Here is a 19125-nt window from a genome sequence, read left to right on the forward strand (position 1 = left end):
AACAGTATGCGACAACATCCTTTCTTTTCCCTCATACTTTTCCTGGGCTTTGTTTCCCTGTTTGTTTCCTGTAGTTTAGTAAAGGGAGGCCTGGGAGATAGTGCTAAAGTACATCGTGCAGAAAACTTGTATAAAAGACAAGAATATGCAAGAGCTGTTTCGTTGTGCAATGAAGTGATCAATAATGGAGGTAGCATGGTGGCAATGCAAAAGGCCAAGCTGCAACTAGCGCGTATTTATTTTGAAACCCGGCAGTTCGAGAAAACGATCAGTCTCTATGATGAACTGTTATATAAACCGGGGCCGGATATATTGGTGAGCGATGTAACCAATTATATAGATCTGCTGAAACGTACCGGAAGAGTGGAGAAAGCCCGGCAGATTAGTGGGGTATATGCCACTAATTATAAAAACAATGCCCGCTTTGTTAATCTGCAGCAATCGCTGGTAGATTATTATTCCTTCTTTAACCGCGACTCGATGGAAAATATAAGGGTAGATAGTTTGCGGTTAAATTTATCTGGCTATCAGTATGGGCTTGCGTTGTATCGTAACAATATTGTTTTCCTGTCTAATGATTTTAAGAAAAACGAACAGCAATCTTTCTATACGAACTCCAAATTATACCAGATCACGGAAGATGGCATTGAACCTTTTAATAACAGTTTGCGGGGGGTACTACAGGTAGGTCCGGCTTCTTTTTATGATGATGGACAAAAGGTGATTTATACTTCTAACCGGTTTACCGATGTGAAAAATGATAAGCACTCTTATATCAATTATAATAACGGCACCCAATTATTGTCGGCTATATACCAGCCTGAGCATAATATATGGAGTAAGCCGGCGCCGGTAAAGCTGGGAAAAAATACAGCATCTTATTCTTTCCTGCATCCATCAGTTGCTCCTAACGGTAAACGTTTGTACTTTGCATCCGATATGCCTGGCGGTCAAGGTGGTACAGATATTTATTATGTTGACTGGGATAAAGACGCAAAGCGGTGGAAAGCGCCTGTGAATATGGGTCCCCAGGTAAATACCAATGGCAATGAGCTGTATCCTTTTGTGATAGGTGATCAATTGTTCTTTTCCTCCAATGGACTTCGTGGTTTCGGTGGACTGGACATTTTCGTGATCAATCTAAAAGCGTTGGAAGAGGGGCCTGTACATTTACCTTATCCGGTAAATACGCAGTTCGACGACCTGAATCCTGTACTGGACATCAATAAGCTGTTATTATATTTTACATCGGATCGTTCGGGCCTGCATGATAATGATCATATCTATGTATTGAACCTGAAGAAAAATCCTTTGAAACAATTAGATCTGCCTTATCCTGGTAAGCAGAAAAAAGAAGATGACAAGGTGCCTTATACTGTAAACCAGACGGATAACCGCCGGCAGCTGACTTTAGTAGGAGATAAACAATACGATGGCTCGCCGGTGCAACAGCCGGTAACAGACACCGTAGCCAAGCCTGTGATGGCAGCAGTGGCGATTGCTCCTGTTGCGCCAGCGCGTACTGTTGTAGACTATGCCAACGATATACAGGACAGCTCACCTGAAATGATTTCCTGGCAAAATGCCCAGGGCGATACTATGGCTAATACGATTACTATTGCCGATGTGCCATCAGGCAATAAGCCTGTTGTAACCGGAGAAGCGCCATATAGTAGTCCGGAGTTGGTGTTATGGCAACATGGTAGGAGTTTTTCTTTTACTAATAGCGGCGCATATACGCCTGGGAGGGATAGTGCATTGAAGACCACCCTGGACCTGCTTTGGAAGGTGCCGGGTGTTATATATTACGACCTGAATTCCTACGTACCGCAAGATCAGGAATGGCATAAGCTGGATTCTATTTTCCGGATATGGAAAACTAACCCAAACCGGATTATACTGGTAGACGGGCATACGGATATTATCGGCACAGAAAGGTATAATTTATCACTTTCTAAAAACCGGGCGGTATATATACAAGAATGCCTGATCAGCAGAGGGGTGGATGCAGATAGAATAAAGATCAATTACTTTGGATCGACCAGGCCGGTATGGACAGCGAAGAAATATGAGCTGGAACCCGACCGGGATATTTTTATCCGCTTGCAGGGAGTAAACAGGAGATGTGAGATCAAAATACTATAAACTATTTATCGGTTATTTTTTGCGTATATCAAATTAATACAAATGAACAGAATTTCTTCACTAATGCTTTTACTGGCGATAGGCACGCAAGCCTTCGCACAGGAAATGCCTGTTGTGTTTAACAAGAGTTTCAGTTCTCCCAAAAACCAGTATAAAAAACTGGCGATTGCGGAAAACAATACAATTGTTGCTATCGGCGGGGGAACAGATAATGGTTGTGTGACTAAATTATCTTCCACAGGAAACCTTATTTATAATGCTAAATTGAATAAAGGAGGGCTGGTAGCTTATCAGGACCTGCTTTTATTGCCAAAGAGTGAGCTGGTAGTAGTGGGCGGCGGTACTATTGCTTACGGCAATGCACGTATCACCAAATTGTCTGCCGCTGGAGAAGTGATTTATGATAAAAGTATTGGAAATGGCCAGGGTGGCTATTTTACCCGGATCATTACCGACCGTCATGGTAACTATATTACCGTAGGGGTAGATGGTAGCAAGCCTGCACAGGCGCGCATCACCAAGATGTCGCCCGACGGTAAAATTGAATTTGATAAAGGCTTTGGCGCACATACCGTGTTCACTAATGTGCTGATAGATGAAGATGAAAACATTATTGCTGTAGGTGGTGATGTAGGAGATGGACAAGGCAAAGCATATATAGTAAAAGTAGATGGTAAAGGAGAAAAGCAATTTGAGCTTTCTTTCGGTAAGCCAGGCGCTATCTTTGAAAAAATGTTGTTGCTGGAAGATGGTTCTGTACTGGCTATGGGCGGTGGAGCCTATGGCACTGGTAATGCCAGCCGTATCTCCAAAGTGAATGCGGAAGGCCAGGTAGTATTCGATAAGGAGTATAGCACCGTAGATGGTAAATTCAACGCTATCAAAGTAAACGACTTAGGTCAGATCTTTGCTTGTGCAGAAGAGAAAGACAAAGGCCGTATCGTGAAATTGCGTCCCGATGGAACAGAGTTGTTCAATAAAGAAACAGATGCTGCTTTATATTCCCTGGAAGTAGGTAAAAATGGCAAGGTGGTAGCAGCAGGTGGTAATGTGAGCAATAACACAGGTAAGATTGTAAAACTGCTGCCAGATGGCACCACTGTAATAGATAAAAATATTGGCACTGTTTTCCAGCACCTGCTGTTAACAGAAGATGACGAAATCTGTGTGGTTGCAAAAGAAGGCTATCGCCTGATTAAATTAAGCCCGGATGGAGAAATGATGTTCGACAAACAGCTGGGCAAATATGACGCAAAAACCACACTGGCTTCCCTGTTGATGAGCCCTTCCGGCGAAATCCTGGCAGCAGGCGGAGGAGAGGAAGATGGTAACCGCATTCTAAAAATCAGTCACGGGGTATCCATCAACGATATTGCAGTTTCTGAACCGCTGAATGGGTTATCTAACGCTACCCTTACTATTACCTTATCCGGTTTTCTTAGAAGCAACGGTGTACGTACACCCGTAAACGTTCACTATAAAACTATTCCGCATAAAGGCGGCGCTGGTGCGGCTGATTTCGATATCACCGAAGGTACGATCTCTTTTGTGCCTTCAGAATTTGCCGCTGGTGCTATTATCTCCAAAACTATACAGATCCCGGTAAAAAGCGATAACCTGCTGGAAGGTAAGGAGTCGTTCCACGTAGAAGTGTTGGATGCTTCCGATCTGTATCTTACTAAAGCCCAGGGCGAGGTAACCATCCTCGATCAACCGGCCATGGTAAAATTTATTGGTGGTAGCAATGGTGCAGAACCTAATACCGACGTGGTATTTTCTGCCGGTTTATTTAAGAGAGACAATAGCCCATTGATAAATGCGACCTCCAAGCCTATTCGTTTAACCTACAAGTTTGGTAACGGTACCGCCTTGCCAGGTGCGGATTTTGTAAGCAGCATTAAAGCGCCTTTTGCGATCGACAGCGGTGCTAGTACTGCCAGCCTGAACGTAAAAGTAAAAGATGATAACCGCTTTGAGCTGGCTGAAACCGTGGTATTGGTACTGAGTGAAATCAAAGCAGAGAATGAAGCTGTGGTAGGCTATAATGGAGATGTTACTTCTATTTCTGCTTCCCAGTACATCCAAGACCAGGCGGCTTACATTACCCTGGTAAAATTGACAGATGCCAATGAATCTGCTACTGCACCGGTGAGCATGTTTAAATGTATCTTGGTAAAGGCAACGGATCAATCTGTACAAACCAATTGTACCGGTAGCGATATCAATATCTTCTTTGGCGTAGACTCTGCTAGTACCGCGGTGTATGGTAAAGACTACGTGATCATGAACGGCGACATGGTGAAAATCACGGGCGATTGCGCTTTCAGTGAAACCGATATACAGGTGGCATTGGTAAACGACCGTATCAAAGAAGCAGATGCTTTGGTATCAGTAAAACTGCGTGACGCTACCGCAGCAGCTAATGCGGGAGTACTCAAGATTTCCCCTGAGCTGAAATTGAATAAGGCGGTTGCTATCATCCACGATGATGATAACGATGAAGGCGCTGTACTGACCGCCAAAAGTAACGGCTTGGATCAATAACCGATATACGCGCTTCAGGCACCTACAGGGCTGACCAAAAAGTAATGGTCAGCCCCTTTTTCCGGAACATTCGTTAAGAGGAGATGTTTACTTTTAGTGAGGTGGGGCGTGTTTTTGCAAGAGTTTAGCAAGATAATAAATTTAAAAGCAGTATCTTTTATATTAGATTATAAAAGATACTGCTTTTTTTCTATATGGATAAATCCGCTTGTTAGCAATTATCGTACATAATTCTGGAAATTAAATAAAATGTTATTTTTTAAAAGAGTTGTGTCTTTTAATGGTTAACTTGGGAATAGCCTGGTATGTCCTTACCGGGCTCTATTTTTATAGCGGTTTGCGCATCACATAATCTTCCATCAGATAGCCGTTACCGATATCCGTGTCTTTTTCTTTATAAACAGTGAACCCCTGTTTTTCATAAAACTGCTTCGCTTTGTTGAAGCGGTTTACGTCTAGCTCCAAGATAGCGGCGCCCAGGTCTTTTACTTGTTCCGCTACTTGTAGCAAGAGTAATTTCCCTACTCCTTTGCCTTGGTAGTTTGGGTCCAGGTATATTTTATGCAGTTTATATACTGTTGGTTCGGCAGTAGTGCTATAGGCTGCAAAGCCGATAGGCGTATCGTTGTCTGTAAGGATGAGGAACTGATGCTCGAGTTCGCTGATCTGGCGCTGCAGTGCAGCAGTACTGTACATCATGTTTATCATGTACGTGATCTGCTCAGATGATAATATCGCTTGGTAGGTAGGCGGCCAGATTTTGTTGGTAAGGTCTTGTATAACAGGAATATCATTTACGGTAGCTGCTTTAATCTGGTACATGATGTAATTTTTTAGCATATAGCTGTATTAAGAAGGCTCGTTGTTGTTGTCTTCGAAGTAATGTTGTTCGTATAATTTTTTAGACAAGGCACTGTCTTTACGTATAGCCCTTATAGATAGCCTGATGGCGTAGAGGAGGGTAATAAGGGATGCACCCATGAGAAAAATATTATTTCCCAGGAAGAGGAAGAAATCGAAGGTGCCATGAAAGAGCACCGCGATTAACAATCCCCTTGAGAGGAGCTTTTCGCTTTTCTTTGGAACAAATTTGGCCAGACCAACGTAGTAGCCCATCAGTATGGCAAAGGTAGCATGGGCAGGCACGGAGAGAAACATGCGGGCCACTCCGGTACCGAAGCCAAATCTGCCTACATAGGCGATATTTTCCAGGGTGGCGAACCCCATTCCTATCATTACCGCATATACGATTCCATCGAGCGGCTCATTGAAAGCCTTTTTAGGATAGGCATAGAAGAGCAGTACGAGGTATTTGGCTAATTCTTCCGAGAGTCCAACGATACCATATGCAAAAGCGGCGGAGCCGAGCAGGGTGCCATTGTTTTCTTGTAGTCCGGCAGTGATGGCTAAGGCTTGTATGATAAGAGGGAATGCCACGCTGAGCATGCCTAGCAAAAAGCTTTTCACCAATAATCCGGTGGGTTCTGGATCATATTTATCCATCAGATAAATGAACAGGCAGATGGCAAATCCTGGCGCCACGGCTAATGCCAGTAGAATCATAGTAGGATATTTTTTTGTTGCTTACGTTGGTGCAGGTACTCACTTAGCATGTCAACAGAGTAACTGCTAAGATTGTTTGTTTTGGTGACGCCTCCTTTTTGGGCAGCCAGGGTACCGTAGTGAATGTCTTTGAATCCGGCGATGCTGTGGGCATCGGGATCAATAGAGATAAGCACTTTTTTTTCCAGGGCATAGGGTAACCAGGTCCAGTCGATGTCGAGGCGGCGTGGATGGGCATTTAGTTCTATGGCCACATTGTTGGCGGCACAGGCGTCGATAATGGTTTTATGGTTTACCGGGTAGCCATTGCGGCTCAGGAGCAGGCGGCCGGTCATATGTCCGAGGATGGTTGTGTAGGGGTTTTCAATGGCTTTCAGTAGCCGGCTCATGGCCTTTTCTTCGGTCATTTTAAGATTAGCGTGCACGGATGCGATTACGAGGTCGAATTGGCTTAGTATTTCATCCGGGTAGTCCAGTGCTCCATCATTAAGGATATCGGATTCTATGCTCTTAAAAATGCGGAAAGGCGCGAGTTGTTTATTGAGTTGTTCAATCAGTGTGTGTTGTTCAAGTACCCTTTCCACTGATAGCCCATTAGCATAAAAGGCAGTCCGGGAGTGGTCGCTGATCACCAGGTATTGGAAACCTTGTGCTTTTGCTGCCAGGGCCATTTCTTCGAGGGAAGCCTCGCCATCGCTCCAGTTACTGTGGGAGTGGATAATGCCTTTGATATCTTCCGGTACAATTACCTGTGGCAGCTGATGTGCCCTGGCCAGCGAGATTTCGTTGGCCCCTTCCCGTAAGAAAGGAGGTATAAAATCCATACCGGCAGCGCTGAAGATCGCTTCTTCCGAGGGGGCGTCATGTATAAATGCTGCGCCTCCGGCGGCATTGAATTTATCTATAAACGCGGGGGCACCGGTAGTGGCGAAGAGTGTGGCGGGGAACCGGGCTGGTGCGCAGCTATGCGTTACTACCTTTATTTTCTCATCGAGTGTCCATAGCAGGTTATGGTCGTTGGTAGTTACCAAAGTAAATCCGGGCAAGGCAGCCAGTTGTTGTTGTACAGTGGCCACCGGCGCCGCGATGAGTACTTCAATTTCATCGATAATTATGCTATTGCGGCGGAAGGCGCCGGAGAGGGAAACAGCAGCCGGTGCAAAGAGCTCTTGTAGTTGTTTTTCCAGCTCTTGCCCAATGGCAGCTACTTCTGCGAAGAGAAAGCGATGGCGGTTAGCAAGGTAGAACTCAATGTTCTGGCGAACGCTTTCCTGTGTTTTGGCGCCAAATCCTTTGAGGAGCATCAGACGGTTTTCGTTACAGGCATACAGCAGCTCTCCCATGGATTCTATCTCCAGCTCTTTCCAAATGGTAGCAATTTTTTTAGGCCCGAGCCCTTTTATCTTCATAATTTCCAGGATACCCGGAGGTGTTATTTCCAGGTAATGATTCAGGAGGGAGCATTGTTGGGTATCCAGCATTTCCAGAATGCTTTTACCAGTAGATTCTCCTATGCCTTTGAGCTGGAAAATTTCTTCCCGGGGAATATCTTTCAATGGAGAGGGTAGCTTTTCTATGGTAAAAGCTGCGGTAGCGAAGGATTTGGCCTTGAAACTATTTTCTCCGTGTATGTCCATTAGTTTAGACAGGAGGGAGAAATTATCTGAAATTGAGTAGTTGTCCATAGTGCAAAAATAAGGATGGGATGAATGTGATTTTAAGATATGATTTTTTTGATTGGCGTGAGGGCAGAAGGATAGCCGCTAATGTCAGGAAAGGAGCTGTTTTTAGGGGAGGGGAGCAGATGACCAGGCAGTTTTTTGCTGATGGGTGCCATAACGAAAAAGGTCCCAACATTGTCAGGACCTTTTTATAACTACATTTTGTAATTCCGATCTTAGTTAGCCGGAGCTGGAGGTACAGTTGGAGGAGTAGCGGCCACTTTTTTAGGAGCAGCTTTCTTCTTCGCAGCTGTTTTTTTAGCTGGAGCGGCTTTTTTAGGAGCAGCTTTCTTAGCGGCAGCTTTTTTAGGAGCGGCTTTCTTAGCAGCAGCTTTCTTTTTAGGAGCAGCTTTCTTAGCGGCAGCTTTTTTAGCGGCAGCTTTTTTAGGAGCGGCTTTCTTAGCAGCAGCTTTCTTTTTAGGAGCGGCTTTCTTAGCGGCAGCTTTTTTAGGAGCGGCTTTCTTTTTAGGAGCAGCTTTCTTAGCGGCAGCTTTTTTAGGAGCGGCTTTCTTAGCAGCAGCTTTCTTTTTAGGAGCGGCTTTCTTAGCAGCTGCCTTTTTAGGAGCAGCTTTTTTAGCAGCCGCTTTTTTAATTGTTGCCATTGTTTTTTGAATTTGGGTTAGTAAAATATTGGGTATTTAGAAAAAAACTTTATGGCTAACACTGATTAGGCTTCCGCCTGAGCAGTGGTGTCAAATGATTTAACAGAAACGTAAGTCTTGTTTTCGCGACCTTTTCTGAATTCAACCACACCGTCAGTTAATGCGAAAATGGTAAAATCTTTACCAACACCTACATTTTGACCGGGATGATAAACTGTACCTCTCTGGCGAACGATGATGTTGCCGGAAATTGCTGGTTGACCACCAAAGATTTTTACTCCCAGCCTTTTGCTTTGGGAATCACGGCCGTTCTTTACACTACCTTCACCTTTTTTATGTGCCATTGTATAATTACTTTATTAATTGTCTTAAAAAATACAGCTTAACGGGATTAAGCTATTTCATTGATTTTGATTCTTGTAAAGTGGGTGCGGTGACCGATTTTCTTTCTGAAGCCTTTTCTTCTCTTCATTTTGAAAGCGATTACCTTGTCGCCCTGAACATGAGCCAGAATCTCTGCTTTTACTACTGATTTTACATCAGTGCCTACGGACAGCGTACCTGCGTTATCGGTTAACAGTACATCGGAAAACTCCACTTTGTCTCCAATATTTCCTTGTAACTGCTGTACAAAAATTTCCTGGTCTTTTTGTACTTTAAATTGCTGACCTGCGATTTTTACAACTGCAAACATAATTATCCAAAATATAATTTCCGCAAAAGTAACCTTTTGTTTTCTAATAGACAAAGTTTTTCGGTCTTTTTTAATCCACAATGTATAAACCTTGCGTAAAGGACCGGTTAAAGCTTAATCTTTTCAAAGATACATACTTTCTTGAATTTTAAATTATTTTAACAAACTATGCTTTCTGTTGATCCGCCGCTATATCCACTCTTTATGCTATTCTGGCCTGAGGTAAAAACAGTTATCTTGCTGTGAAAACCAACGCAAATTTGTATACTTTTGTCGTTTACGTGAATAATCACAGATAGGGTGAGGTCTTTTGTTGATGTATAAACAAATATTCCCATCTTTCATCTTTCAATCATAAAATAACAGGCATGAAGTTTAAATCACTGCTGGCCAAACCATTTGCTTCTATTGTACATAATAAGTTAAAGAAGGAAATGACAAAGGCGGTGGAAGATCAGGAGGCAATCCTGCAGGAGCTGATAAAGACAGGCAGAAAAACAGAGTTCGGTACAGATCATAAGTTCAATGAGGTACAGTCTTACGAAGAATTTAAACAGGCAGTGCCTTTAAGGGATTATGAACAATTTAAACCCTATATTGAACGGATTAAGGAAGGAAAACAGAATGTACTGTGGAAAGGGCAGCCGATCTACCTGGCGAAAACCTCTGGTACTACCAGCGGTGCTAAATATATTCCCATCTCCAAAGAGTCTGTTAATAACCATATGGACACCGCCCGTAATGCGTTGCTGAACTACATGGGGGAAACAGGGAATACTGCTTTTGCAGATGGTAAAATGATATTCTTGTCCGGTTCCCCGGAACTGGAAAGGGTAGGGGGAATTCCTACCGGCCGTCTCAGCGGGATCGTGAACCATCATATTCCCCGGTACCTGCGTACCAACCAGTTGCCGTCTTACGAAACCAACTGCATCGACGATTGGGAAACTAAGCTGGACAAGATCGTGGAAGAAACCATTAACCAGGATATGACCTTGATCAGCGGTATACCACCATGGGTACAGATGTATTTCGACCGGTTAATAGAGCGCAGCAATGGTAAACGTATTAAAGAAATTTTTAAGAACTTCGATGTAATGGTATATGGTGGGGTGAATTTTGAACCTTACCGCGCTAAACTGATGGCGTCTATCGGGGGGCCTATACATACTATAGAAACCTTTCCAGCCTCTGAAGGTTTCTTTGCCTTCCAGGATTCGCAAGAGCAGGAAGGCCTGTTGCTGAATACCAATTCAGGCATTTTCTATGAATTTGTGCCAGCCAGTGAAATCTTTAATGAAAATCCTACCCGGTTGTCGCTTAAAGACGTACAAACAGGCGTAAATTACGCCATGATCGTCAACAACAATGCCGGTTTATGGGGATATAACCTGGGAGATACCGTAAAATTTGTTTCCACCCATCCCTACCGCCTGTTGGTAACCGGTCGTATCAAGCATTTTATATCTGCCTTTGGGGAACACGTGATCGGAGAAGAGGTAGAACATAGCCTGATGAAGGCGGCAGCAGAAGAAAATGTGCATATCACAGAATTTACCGTGGCCCCAATGGTGCAAACCAATGGAGAGTTGCCCTACCATGAGTGGTTTGTGGAATTTGAAAATACGCCAGCTGATATAGCTGCATTTGCGAAAAAGGTAGATGAGAATATGCGCAGGAAAAACATTTATTATAATGACCTGCTGACCGGAAATATTTTGCAACCCTTGAAGATAAGAACTGTACGGAAACAAGGTTTTATTGATTATATGAAAGCTATTGGAAAACTGGGTGGACAAAATAAAGTGCCACGTTTGAGTAACGATAGAAAGTTGGTAGATGAACTGGCTGCCTATTTACAATAACAACCGGTAATCCCTGGTAATCACAACTGTTGAACTCCGGTTGGGCAGTTGTTTCTTCCTTTTTGTTAACTGAAAAAAAGTAAATCACCGTAATGAACAAACGAAAGATTGCCATTTTCGGGTCTACCGGATCTATTGGCATACAGGCACTGGAGGTGATCGCGGCGCATCCCGACAGGTTTAGTGTAGAAGTACTTACCGCACAACAAAATGCGGATCTGCTCATAGAACAGGCGCTGAAGTTTAAGCCGAATGCTGTAGTGATAGGCAACGAGGCAAAATACAAGCAGGTAAAAGACATATTATTTGATAAGGGCATTAAGGTGTTTGCCGGCCCTAAAGCGATGGTAGAAGTAGCATCCTGGAGTTCTATCGACATGATGTTGGCTGCTATTATGGGATTTGCCGGCCTGGCGCCCACATTAACCGCCATAGAGCAGGGTACGCCGATAGCATTGGCTAACAAAGAAACCCTGGTAGTGGCAGGAGATATTGTGATGGCCACTGCCCGCCGTAAGAATGTACCGGTTATTCCGGTGGACTCTGAACACTCCGCCATTTTCCAATGTTTGCTGGGTGAGCCTTTCAACAAGGTGGAAAAAGTGATCCTTACAGCTTCCGGAGGCCCGTTCCTGGGTAAAAAGCCCAATTTCCTGATTAATGTAAAGAAAGACCATGCTTTGCAGCATCCTAACTGGAGCATGGGGGCTAAGATCACCATCGATTCCGCTACCCTGATGAATAAAGGACTGGAAATGATTGAAGCCCGTTGGCTGTTTGGCCTGGCGCCGGAAAACATTGAAGTGGTTATACACCCCCAATCCATTATACATTCCATGGTGCAATTTGTAGACGGCTCCTTAAAAGCCCAGATGGGCCTGCCCGATATGAAACTGCCCATACAGTATGCTTTGGGGTATCCCGATCGCTTGTCTAATGATTTTCCCCGGTTTTCTTTCAGGAACTACCCCAGTCTTACTTTTGAGCAGCCAGACACCAAAACTTTCCGCAACCTGGCCATCGCTATTGAAGCCATGCATAAGGGCGGAAACGCTGCCTGTGTAATGAATGCTGCCAACGAGGAAGTAGTGAACGCCTTCCTGAAAAACAGGATTGGCTTCCTGCAAATGACTGAAGTAATTGAAGAAACGCTGGGTAAGGTACCATTTATCGAAATACCAACTTTACACGATTATTACGAGTGCGATAATGCTGCACGTGAACATGCTGCTTCCCTTATCAATGCTATCGTTATATAAATTGCCAAATAAAAATTAACAAAGCGTTTTGCCGGAATATGTATTAAAACTAATATATTAGGCAGAATTAAAGCAGAAATCATTAATGACAACAGAGGTAATATTGGTAAAAGCCGGGCAGTTATTACTGTCGCTCTCCATTTTGGTTGTATTGCATGAACTGGGACATTTTATACCGGCCAAGCTGTTCAAAACAAGGGTGGAGAAATTCTATTTATTTTTTGACCCCTGGTTTTCACTTTTTAAACTCAAAAAGGGGGAAACAGAGTATGGTATCGGGTGGCTGCCGTTAGGCGGTTATGTAAAGATATCCGGTATGATAGATGAAAGCATGGATAAGGAGCAATTGGCGAAACCGCCGCAGCCCTGGGAATTCCGTGCAAAACCAGCCTGGCAGCGTTTGATCATTATGATAGGTGGTGTAACGGTGAACATTCTGTTAGCCTTTTTCATATATGCTATGCTGTTATGGCATTATGGTGAAACCTATTTGCCTAATTCCAGCGTAAAATATGGGGTGGAAGTAGATTCTCTTGGTATAAGCATTGGGATGCGCAACGGAGATAAACTGGTATCCCTGGATAACAAACCTATTGAGAATTTTGATGCTATACCAGCAGATGTGATCCTGCATCAGGTAAAAAGTATACAGATAGAACGTGATGGGCAACAAATAAACCTGCCTTTACCGGAAGGGTTTATCAGCCGTCTCATTAAGCAGAAAGCGCCATTTGCGGTGCCACTGGCCCCCTATCTGGTAGATAGCATTAAGCCCGGTTCAGCTGCCGCCCAGGTGGGTATCCGTAGAGGCGACCGACTGATCGGTATAAATGATAAGTCGCTGCCATTTATACGTGAATTCACCGAAGAGATCAAGAAACATAAGAACGAAATGGTGACTATCGGTGTATTACGCGGCACCGACACCTTACATGTGGAGGCAACCCTTTCTAAGGAAGGTGTTTTCGGGGTATTTGCAAAAGATCCTTTCGAATACAATACCAAACATTATTCTTTCCTGGCATCATTCCCTGCCGGTTTTCATAAAGGTGTGGGCAAACTGCAGGATTACGTGAGTCAGTTACGCCTGATCTTTGTTTCCAAGGAAGTAAAGATGACCGAATCGTTGGGAGGTTTTGGCAGTATTGCCAATCTGTTCCCTTCTGCCTGGGATTGGGTAGCTTTCTGGCAGCTCACTGCTTTCCTGTCTATTATTCTTGCATTTATGAATATTCTGCCGATTCCGGCCCTGGATGGAGGTCATGTGCTCTTCCTCCTGTACGAGATCGTTACTGGCCGCAAACCCAGCGAAAAGTTCCTGGAGTATGCGCAAATAGTAGGTATGGTGCTCCTCTTTGGCTTGTTGTTGCTGGCTAATGGCCTGGATATCTGGCGAAGTATCAGTAAATTTTTCTCTTAAAACAGGTAAATCTTTTTTGGAAAGAGGGTGTATCAAAGTCTGGTACACCCTCTTTTTATTCTATGGCGCCGATAGCGCCATGATCATTTAGTAAGCTTCAGCCCCTTTATCGCATCTTTTATTTTGAGGATGGATGAAAAAAAAGTATATTTGTGGGCTAAACTACCGGGGATGCCTGGTTTTGACAGCATAGGTCTTTGAAAGTGTAAGCATGCCGTGCGTTGGATAATTAGCACGTAAATCTGAATATTCAAACTCTAAATGGCGAATCTAACTACGCCATGGCTGCCTAATCAGAGATTAGACACCCATTATAGCCGCCTGGAGTTGTCGCCTTATGCGACTCCCGCCGCTGAATCATAAACCCATAGGGATAGGTGCTCATAGTTTCTGTGAGTGAGCACCGAAATAACAACGGATAAGGACTGGGTTGGTTGGTTACGCCCCTGCACAGTCCCGACAAAGCAATGCGTGAATAAGCATGTAGAAAGCTTTTGGGGAATATGTTTGGACGCGGGTTCGATTCCCGCCATCTCCACCTTTAAAGGTTGTGAATCATTGATTCACAACCTTTTTTGTTTTATATACCCCTCGGTTTAACGGGTTTCAATAACCCTTTTGAGTAACCTCACTTATATCAAATACATACAGGAACAGTTTTTATCGCTCAGATAAAAGCTGTCAAAAGAAATTCAATCAAGATGTAATGAAGAGCATAGCATCCAGATGCTCCATTTCCTTTCCAGTTACTGGTCATAGCTGCCAGGTAAACGCACAATAACGTTTACCCATATACTCAGTAGTGCCCCATTCAGTTCGGGTGTAGAAGTTTTCCGTCAATGGTATAAATTCTGTTAAAGTTTTCCGTTAATGGTAATAAGTTTCAACCAACTTTGCGTTCGACATTTCAGGCAATGCCGGATTTCTACACACGCCTTTTAATATAGATTAATGACATTCAGAATCATTTATTGCCTTGCAGTAACGGTAATGCTATGCAGTTCGTGTGGCAAGGTATACGATTTGAACGGTTTCGATTGGGAAGCTGATGTGCCACCGAGCGATTCTGTTTTTAACCGTGAGATACAAATATTGGACCTTGGAGCCAATCTGCCCGCAGGGCATCAACCGCTGGATGATGAAGATCCGATGTTTTTTAGCCTTGAACGTTTCTCCTCTGTTGGAATTGGGTATAGAAGTACTGAACGCTGGGATATTTCTTTCAGCGGTATGTTTCGCAGCACCATCTCTGGTAATAACGGCACAAGAAGCGGCTTTGGCTACGGAACCTCCGCTGTTGGCGGTATTGTAGTATTGGATGCTGCTTTTGATGAGGTTACTCAAATACCAGATGACAGCCAGTTTCAGTATCCCGGGCAAACAGGCCTGGACGATCAGGGGGCTTTGGGTGCGCCTTTGGGGCATGTTGTCTATACTTTTTTCGGCAATTTCCTGCGTCCCGATAAAATGAAAGATTCGGAGAATCCAGATCCGGCAGTACAGGCAGAAGTTAACAAGTATCAGCACATGATGTACTGCCTTTCGCAGGATATGGTTAAGACCTTTAAAGATGTACATCCGCTAAGACCCCGTACTGTCATCATCAAAACAGCCAAGGGTAATTATGCCAAAATGGAAACACAAAGTATGTACCAAGGTATTTTAGATCCAATGAAAATGCGCAGGGACAAAGATATAAAAATGCCTGTTTACAGTTTTAGGTATGTGGTTGTGAAAGCAGAAGAACGCCGTTTTGGATTCATGATTAACCGCCCAAAACTAACCGTAAAGCTATAACGCCTGCTACATACTACAGCTTAAAACGAAATGGAAGAATGTCTTTATAAGGCGATTCAGATTAGGGCAGATAAACAGAAAGTATAATTTTTTTAACACGAGCATAATGAAACAACAAGAAACCAGCCTGAAACAATTTTACCGGGTATCAATAATATTGATGATCATTACTTTGGGGTTGTCTTGTAAAAAAACTGAAACGATTCCTTTTGAACGGTCCCCCAACAATACAATCCTGGAATATAAGGTGACTAATGCAGCAGACACGCTTTTGGGAGCTGTTGATAATATAAAAAACATCATCACCATCTACATCCCCTACTATGTAGGCATTGATTATATGGTACCTAAAATCACAATAGATAAGAATGCTAAGCTGCTGGATGCCAAAGGCAACGCGATTAATTTAGATGGTGGGGTGGATCCGGTTCCACTTGATACTACCGGCTATGCATATACTGTTATCGGAAGCGATAATGTTAAACGTAAGTACACGCTTATCATAGAAGTTGCACCACGTCCTGATAGCTTAAAAGTTGGCTACCAGTTTACAATGGCAGGAGGTACGGAAATTGATTATTCTTCTTCTATCGAAAGGGCAGTATATGGCAGGCTACCTATTTATGGTAATTTCGGTTCCACAAGTGCCAATGCAAAATTTACCCTTACTAACCAGGCTACCGGTAAAGTATATACTGATATATTAAAGACCTATGAAGTAACGCCGGGAGCGAATTATTATACGATGTTATTAGACATCTCAGCTGATGCAGATAGCGGATACTATAAGGTGGAAATGAAGCATCAGGGACGTACCGCCCAATTACCTCCTATCCACCTGGTATATAAAAAGCCGAAATTCAACAATCTGAAATCTACCTCCGTCTATGCGCCAGGCGACACCGTTATTTTTGCAGCACTCGGGCGCAATACAAACGACAATCAAAATGGAGCCATCACAGGGCTTGAACGGGTGTACATGAAATTTGCCCAGTCGGGGTTTAATTATGGCGGCGCCTATCCCGCAGGCTTTCCCAGTAGTTTGTTTGGAGAAAAATTAGAAATGAAAATAGTTAGCATCACCCGCACGGAAGTGAAAGTAATCTTCCCTGATCTTCCTGCTGGTGCTATTGGTTCCTACATATATGTTTTTACGTTAGACGACCCGGGAATAGGTTTCTATTTCGATTTTAATAAAGAAACAGGTTGGGGTACAGATAATATGCTGGCCACTATAGGCCGGCTGTTTACCATAAACGAAAAAAAATAATAAGACTCATAATAGCTAAGAAATGAATATGATGGAACGATTATCTAAAGTCGTATTGGCGCTTGGTGCATGTACATTTTTTCTGTTGCAGTCCTGCACTAAAACAGCACAAGAATATGAGAAACGGCCCTATAATAATATCGAAACCTTTGTGCTGATGGGTTATGCCGGCGACTCGATAAACGCAACAATCAATAATGGAAACATTATTGTGTATTGGGCGGCCGAAGCAAACATGCCGGCTACCATTAAGCCGAATATTGTGGTTTCCCCTCATGCAACTATTTCGCCGGCTTCGGGCGCAGAAGTTGCTTTTAATACTGAAACCGTTTACACCGTTACGGCAGAAGACGGATCTAAACAAACCTATCGGCTAAAACCGGTTATTAATCGCGCAGTACCTAAAATTTCGATGATAAGTCCCAATAGCTTACACTGGATTTCCAGCACCCAAATAACCGTTACCGGAGAATATTTCCTTTCCGGTGATACAGCTGCTGTACATGTGTATGCCCAGCGGTTGAGCGATGGTTTTGAATTTGACTTGCCGATAGACTATACGAAGCTAACAATGACCAATATCACCGCAAATCTTCCTGATTATACGGATATCCTTGATACCGGGGTACACAAAATCCGGGTGAAAATAGGTGATCGTGTTTCTGATGAAAAAATGGTAAATATCCGTATGCCCGATATTTCTTTTAGTGGCCTGATGCACTTTTCCTTTGAAGAGGCTGGCCAAAGGCTGTTTGCAGGAGATAGTGTTACACTTAAAATTTCAGATGATTACAATGGAAACGTTTGCAAGTGGTATAAAAAGCGATTTACCAAACTGGTAATCGATGAATATGCCTTCGACGCACAAGCACTCACACAAACAGATAGTACGGTTAAATTCAAATTGCCGGACTACCCGTTAAGCCAGAAGCCAACAGCAGTAGTGCTATACTTTATAGATCCATATTACAATCAGGCATATCTCTCTATGCTACTCAATCAGGCTTTATGGCCAATAATCCCGGTTAAAAGTTAATGAAGAAAATATTTTATATAGCAATAGCAGCTGTCTTGGTGCTTGCTGCCTGTTACAAGCCAGAGGAAAACATTGTTAATTACGAAGATAGCCGAAGCGTGGTGGTGTATGATCTTCCTGGCGATACACTGGCTTCTGATGGCTGGGAAAACAAATATGAAACCGGGGATACTTATTTGCGGCAACGCTATTACAACTCCTCATGGACAGACTCTATCCGTATTATACCCAGGGAAAAGGAAAAGATAAATGCCGCCCAGGGTGTAGATACCAACAGCGAAGCCAGTATCACCTGGCTGCCTGCCGGGGCCCTGCATCCCACCAATGTGGTTGAAAACAGTGCTTATACCAACTCGTCGGATAGTAAGGATTATATTTATCGTAGTGGTGCCTGGTACCAGATAGGTATAGACAAGTATACCCCCGAAAAAGATGGTTTATCCATCAACTGGCGTGGATATGCAAAAGAGCCCCCGGTAAATCCAGAGATCAATTGGGCGTATTGCGATAGTGATAACCAACGGGTATACATCTACTCCGGCAAAGCCTGGGCGTTATTGGTAAACAATGTTAACTATCGTAGCAATATCAATTTTGTACAGGTGGAATACAGTAAAAGCGGTAAGGAAACAGGGAAATACAATATGTTCCTGTTTCAGTTTAGCAGCGGTAACCAGCTATTTATACGTGATGCTGCAGATTCTGCCCGCTATTTAAAAACCGATAAATGGGATATTGCTTTTACAGGAGATTTTAATAGCCTGATATGGCTGAACAATGCCGGTTACGAAAAAAGTCCCGGGTATGGTAGCCCTATGACCCAAACATCTGTGCTGATGTATGCCTATGGTTATGAGTTTATGAATGAAGCACCTGCTGACAGTCTTTTTGACGCTGTACCGGCTCATAATATGCAAATAGGCTATACATCGGAGTATGGGGAAGGCGTAAATGCGTGGTATGAATACAGCACTACTACTCATGTGGCGCAACCTTTTCCTTATAGGGCATATTACCTGCGCTTGCAGCGAATAGATGCTGTTACCGGCAAGAGTTCCTACAAGTATGGAAAACTGCAACTGATCAGTATGTACAAAGGCGCTCCGGAAGTGGTAACAGATCTGAACTGGCCTTCGCCTTATTTTACCTTTCGCTATTTTATTCAGGAAGATGGCAGCCGCAATCTAAAAACAAGGAATTGAGCCTGTA

At 43.5% G+C, this 19125-nt stretch carries 15 protein-coding genes and 1 other RNA gene; 10 read left to right on the top strand and 6 right to left on the bottom strand.

Going from position 1 to position 19125, the window contains the following annotated elements; all coding sequences use genetic code 11:
• The first annotated feature begins 6 nt into the window (after positions 1 to 6).
• Entirely contained in the window at positions 7 to 2145 is a 2139-nt protein-coding gene (locus tag ACDQ55_RS10640; protein WP_420981368.1) for an OmpA family protein, read from the top strand.
• Between the two features lie 42 nt (positions 2146 to 2187).
• Positions 2188 to 4689: a Calx-beta domain-containing protein gene (locus ACDQ55_RS10645; protein WP_420981369.1), complete on the top strand. Its 2502-nt coding sequence runs from the start codon at positions 2188 to 2190 to the stop codon at positions 4687 to 4689.
• 327 nt (positions 4690 to 5016) lie between these two features.
• Here the strand turns inward: ACDQ55_RS10645 and ACDQ55_RS10650 are convergent, their stop codons facing one another.
• From ACDQ55_RS10650 to rplU, 6 genes are all read right to left on the bottom strand, one after another.
• On the bottom strand, positions 5017 to 5511 hold the full coding sequence (locus ACDQ55_RS10650; RefSeq protein ID WP_420981370.1) for a GNAT family N-acetyltransferase: 495 nt from the start codon (positions 5509 to 5511) through the stop codon (positions 5017 to 5019).
• A gap of 27 nt (positions 5512 to 5538) precedes the next feature.
• Positions 5539 to 6252 (bottom strand): PrsW family intramembrane metalloprotease, encoded by a 714-nt coding sequence (locus ACDQ55_RS10655; protein ID WP_420981371.1) that lies wholly within the window; start codon positions 6250 to 6252, stop codon positions 5539 to 5541.
• Positions 6249 to 7937: a helix-hairpin-helix domain-containing protein gene (locus ACDQ55_RS10660; RefSeq protein ID WP_420981372.1), complete on the bottom strand. Its 1689-nt coding sequence runs from the start codon at positions 7935 to 7937 to the stop codon at positions 6249 to 6251. The genes ACDQ55_RS10655 and ACDQ55_RS10660 overlap by 4 nt, the downstream gene beginning before the upstream one ends.
• 212 nt (positions 7938 to 8149) lie before the next feature.
• Positions 8150 to 8575, bottom strand: coding sequence for a hypothetical protein (locus tag ACDQ55_RS10665; protein WP_420981373.1), 426 nt, complete (start codon positions 8573 to 8575; stop codon positions 8150 to 8152).
• Positions 8576 to 8640: 65 nt separating this feature from the next.
• Positions 8641 to 8919 (bottom strand): 50S ribosomal protein L27, encoded by a 279-nt coding sequence (rpmA, locus tag ACDQ55_RS10670; protein WP_420981374.1) that lies wholly within the window; start codon positions 8917 to 8919, stop codon positions 8641 to 8643.
• Positions 8920 to 8966: 47 nt separating this feature from the next.
• A complete protein-coding gene (gene rplU, locus ACDQ55_RS10675) occupies positions 8967 to 9323 on the bottom strand; it encodes a 50S ribosomal protein L21 (protein WP_420981375.1) in 357 nt (118 codons plus the stop codon).
• Positions 9324 to 9637: 314 nt separating this feature from the next.
• Here rplU and ACDQ55_RS10680 point away from each other — a divergent pair, with 314 nt between their 5' ends.
• From ACDQ55_RS10680 to ACDQ55_RS10715, 8 genes are all read left to right on the top strand, one after another.
• Positions 9638 to 11134 (top strand): GH3 auxin-responsive promoter family protein, encoded by a 1497-nt coding sequence (locus tag ACDQ55_RS10680; protein ID WP_420981376.1) that lies wholly within the window; start codon positions 9638 to 9640, stop codon positions 11132 to 11134.
• A 92-nt stretch (positions 11135 to 11226) separates the two neighbouring features.
• Complete coding sequence (locus tag ACDQ55_RS10685) at positions 11227 to 12393, top strand: 1-deoxy-D-xylulose-5-phosphate reductoisomerase (protein ID WP_420981377.1); 1167 nt, start codon at positions 11227 to 11229, stop codon at positions 12391 to 12393.
• Positions 12394 to 12478: 85 nt separating this feature from the next.
• Positions 12479 to 13813 carry an RIP metalloprotease RseP gene (rseP, locus tag ACDQ55_RS10690; RefSeq protein ID WP_420981378.1) on the top strand — a complete coding sequence of 445 codons (1335 nt, stop codon included), beginning with the start codon at positions 12479 to 12481 and terminating at the stop codon, positions 13811 to 13813.
• A gap of 167 nt (positions 13814 to 13980) precedes the next feature.
• Positions 13981 to 14354, top strand: a transfer-messenger RNA (tmRNA) gene (ssrA, locus tag ACDQ55_RS10695).
• A gap of 410 nt (positions 14355 to 14764) precedes the next feature.
• Complete coding sequence (locus ACDQ55_RS10700) at positions 14765 to 15610, top strand: HmuY family protein (RefSeq protein WP_420981379.1); 846 nt, start codon at positions 14765 to 14767, stop codon at positions 15608 to 15610.
• 106 nt (positions 15611 to 15716) lie between these two features.
• Complete coding sequence (locus ACDQ55_RS10705) at positions 15717 to 16880, top strand: hypothetical protein (protein ID WP_420981380.1); 1164 nt, start codon at positions 15717 to 15719, stop codon at positions 16878 to 16880.
• Positions 16881 to 16908: 28 nt separating this feature from the next.
• Complete coding sequence (locus ACDQ55_RS10710) at positions 16909 to 17916, top strand: hypothetical protein (protein WP_420981381.1); 1008 nt, start codon at positions 16909 to 16911, stop codon at positions 17914 to 17916.
• Positions 17916 to 19118 carry a hypothetical protein gene (locus tag ACDQ55_RS10715; protein ID WP_420981382.1) on the top strand — a complete coding sequence of 401 codons (1203 nt, stop codon included), beginning with the start codon at positions 17916 to 17918 and terminating at the stop codon, positions 19116 to 19118. The genes ACDQ55_RS10710 and ACDQ55_RS10715 overlap by 1 nt, the downstream gene beginning before the upstream one ends.
• Positions 19119 to 19125: the final 7 nt, after the last annotated feature.

Origin of the sequence: Chitinophaga sp. 30R24, from assembly GCF_049056765.1 — a bacterium.
Lineage (GTDB): Bacteria > Bacteroidota > Bacteroidia > Chitinophagales > Chitinophagaceae > Chitinophaga.

What these genes read in the sequence shown, in the direction of transcription:
- ACDQ55_RS10640 (WP_420981368.1), top strand. Translation starts at nt 7, where the DNA reads ATGCGACAACATCCTTTCTTTTCCCTCATACTTTTCCTGGGCTTTGTT.
- ACDQ55_RS10645 (WP_420981369.1), top strand. Translation starts at nt 2,188, where the DNA reads ATGAACAGAATTTCTTCACTAATGCTTTTACTGGCGATAGGCACGCAA.
- ACDQ55_RS10650 (WP_420981370.1), bottom strand. Translation starts at nt 5,511, where the DNA reads ATGTACCAGATTAAAGCAGCTACCGTAAATGATATTCCTGTTATACAA.
- ACDQ55_RS10655 (WP_420981371.1), bottom strand. Translation starts at nt 6,252, where the DNA reads ATGATTCTACTGGCATTAGCCGTGGCGCCAGGATTTGCCATCTGCCTG.
- ACDQ55_RS10660 (WP_420981372.1), bottom strand. Translation starts at nt 7,937, where the DNA reads ATGGACAACTACTCAATTTCAGATAATTTCTCCCTCCTGTCTAAACTA.
- ACDQ55_RS10665 (WP_420981373.1), bottom strand. Translation starts at nt 8,575, where the DNA reads ATGGCAACAATTAAAAAAGCGGCTGCTAAAAAAGCTGCTCCTAAAAAG.
- rpmA (WP_420981374.1), bottom strand. Translation starts at nt 8,919, where the DNA reads ATGGCACATAAAAAAGGTGAAGGTAGTGTAAAGAACGGCCGTGATTCC.
- ACDQ55_RS10680 (WP_420981376.1), top strand. Translation starts at nt 9,638, where the DNA reads ATGAAGTTTAAATCACTGCTGGCCAAACCATTTGCTTCTATTGTACAT.
- ACDQ55_RS10685 (WP_420981377.1), top strand. Translation starts at nt 11,227, where the DNA reads ATGAACAAACGAAAGATTGCCATTTTCGGGTCTACCGGATCTATTGGC.
- rseP (WP_420981378.1), top strand. Translation starts at nt 12,479, where the DNA reads ATGACAACAGAGGTAATATTGGTAAAAGCCGGGCAGTTATTACTGTCG.
- ACDQ55_RS10700 (WP_420981379.1), top strand. Translation starts at nt 14,765, where the DNA reads ATGACATTCAGAATCATTTATTGCCTTGCAGTAACGGTAATGCTATGC.
- ACDQ55_RS10705 (WP_420981380.1), top strand. Translation starts at nt 15,717, where the DNA reads ATGAAACAACAAGAAACCAGCCTGAAACAATTTTACCGGGTATCAATA.
- ACDQ55_RS10710 (WP_420981381.1), top strand. Translation starts at nt 16,909, where the DNA reads ATGATGGAACGATTATCTAAAGTCGTATTGGCGCTTGGTGCATGTACA.
- ACDQ55_RS10715 (WP_420981382.1), top strand. Translation starts at nt 17,916, where the DNA reads ATGAAGAAAATATTTTATATAGCAATAGCAGCTGTCTTGGTGCTTGCT.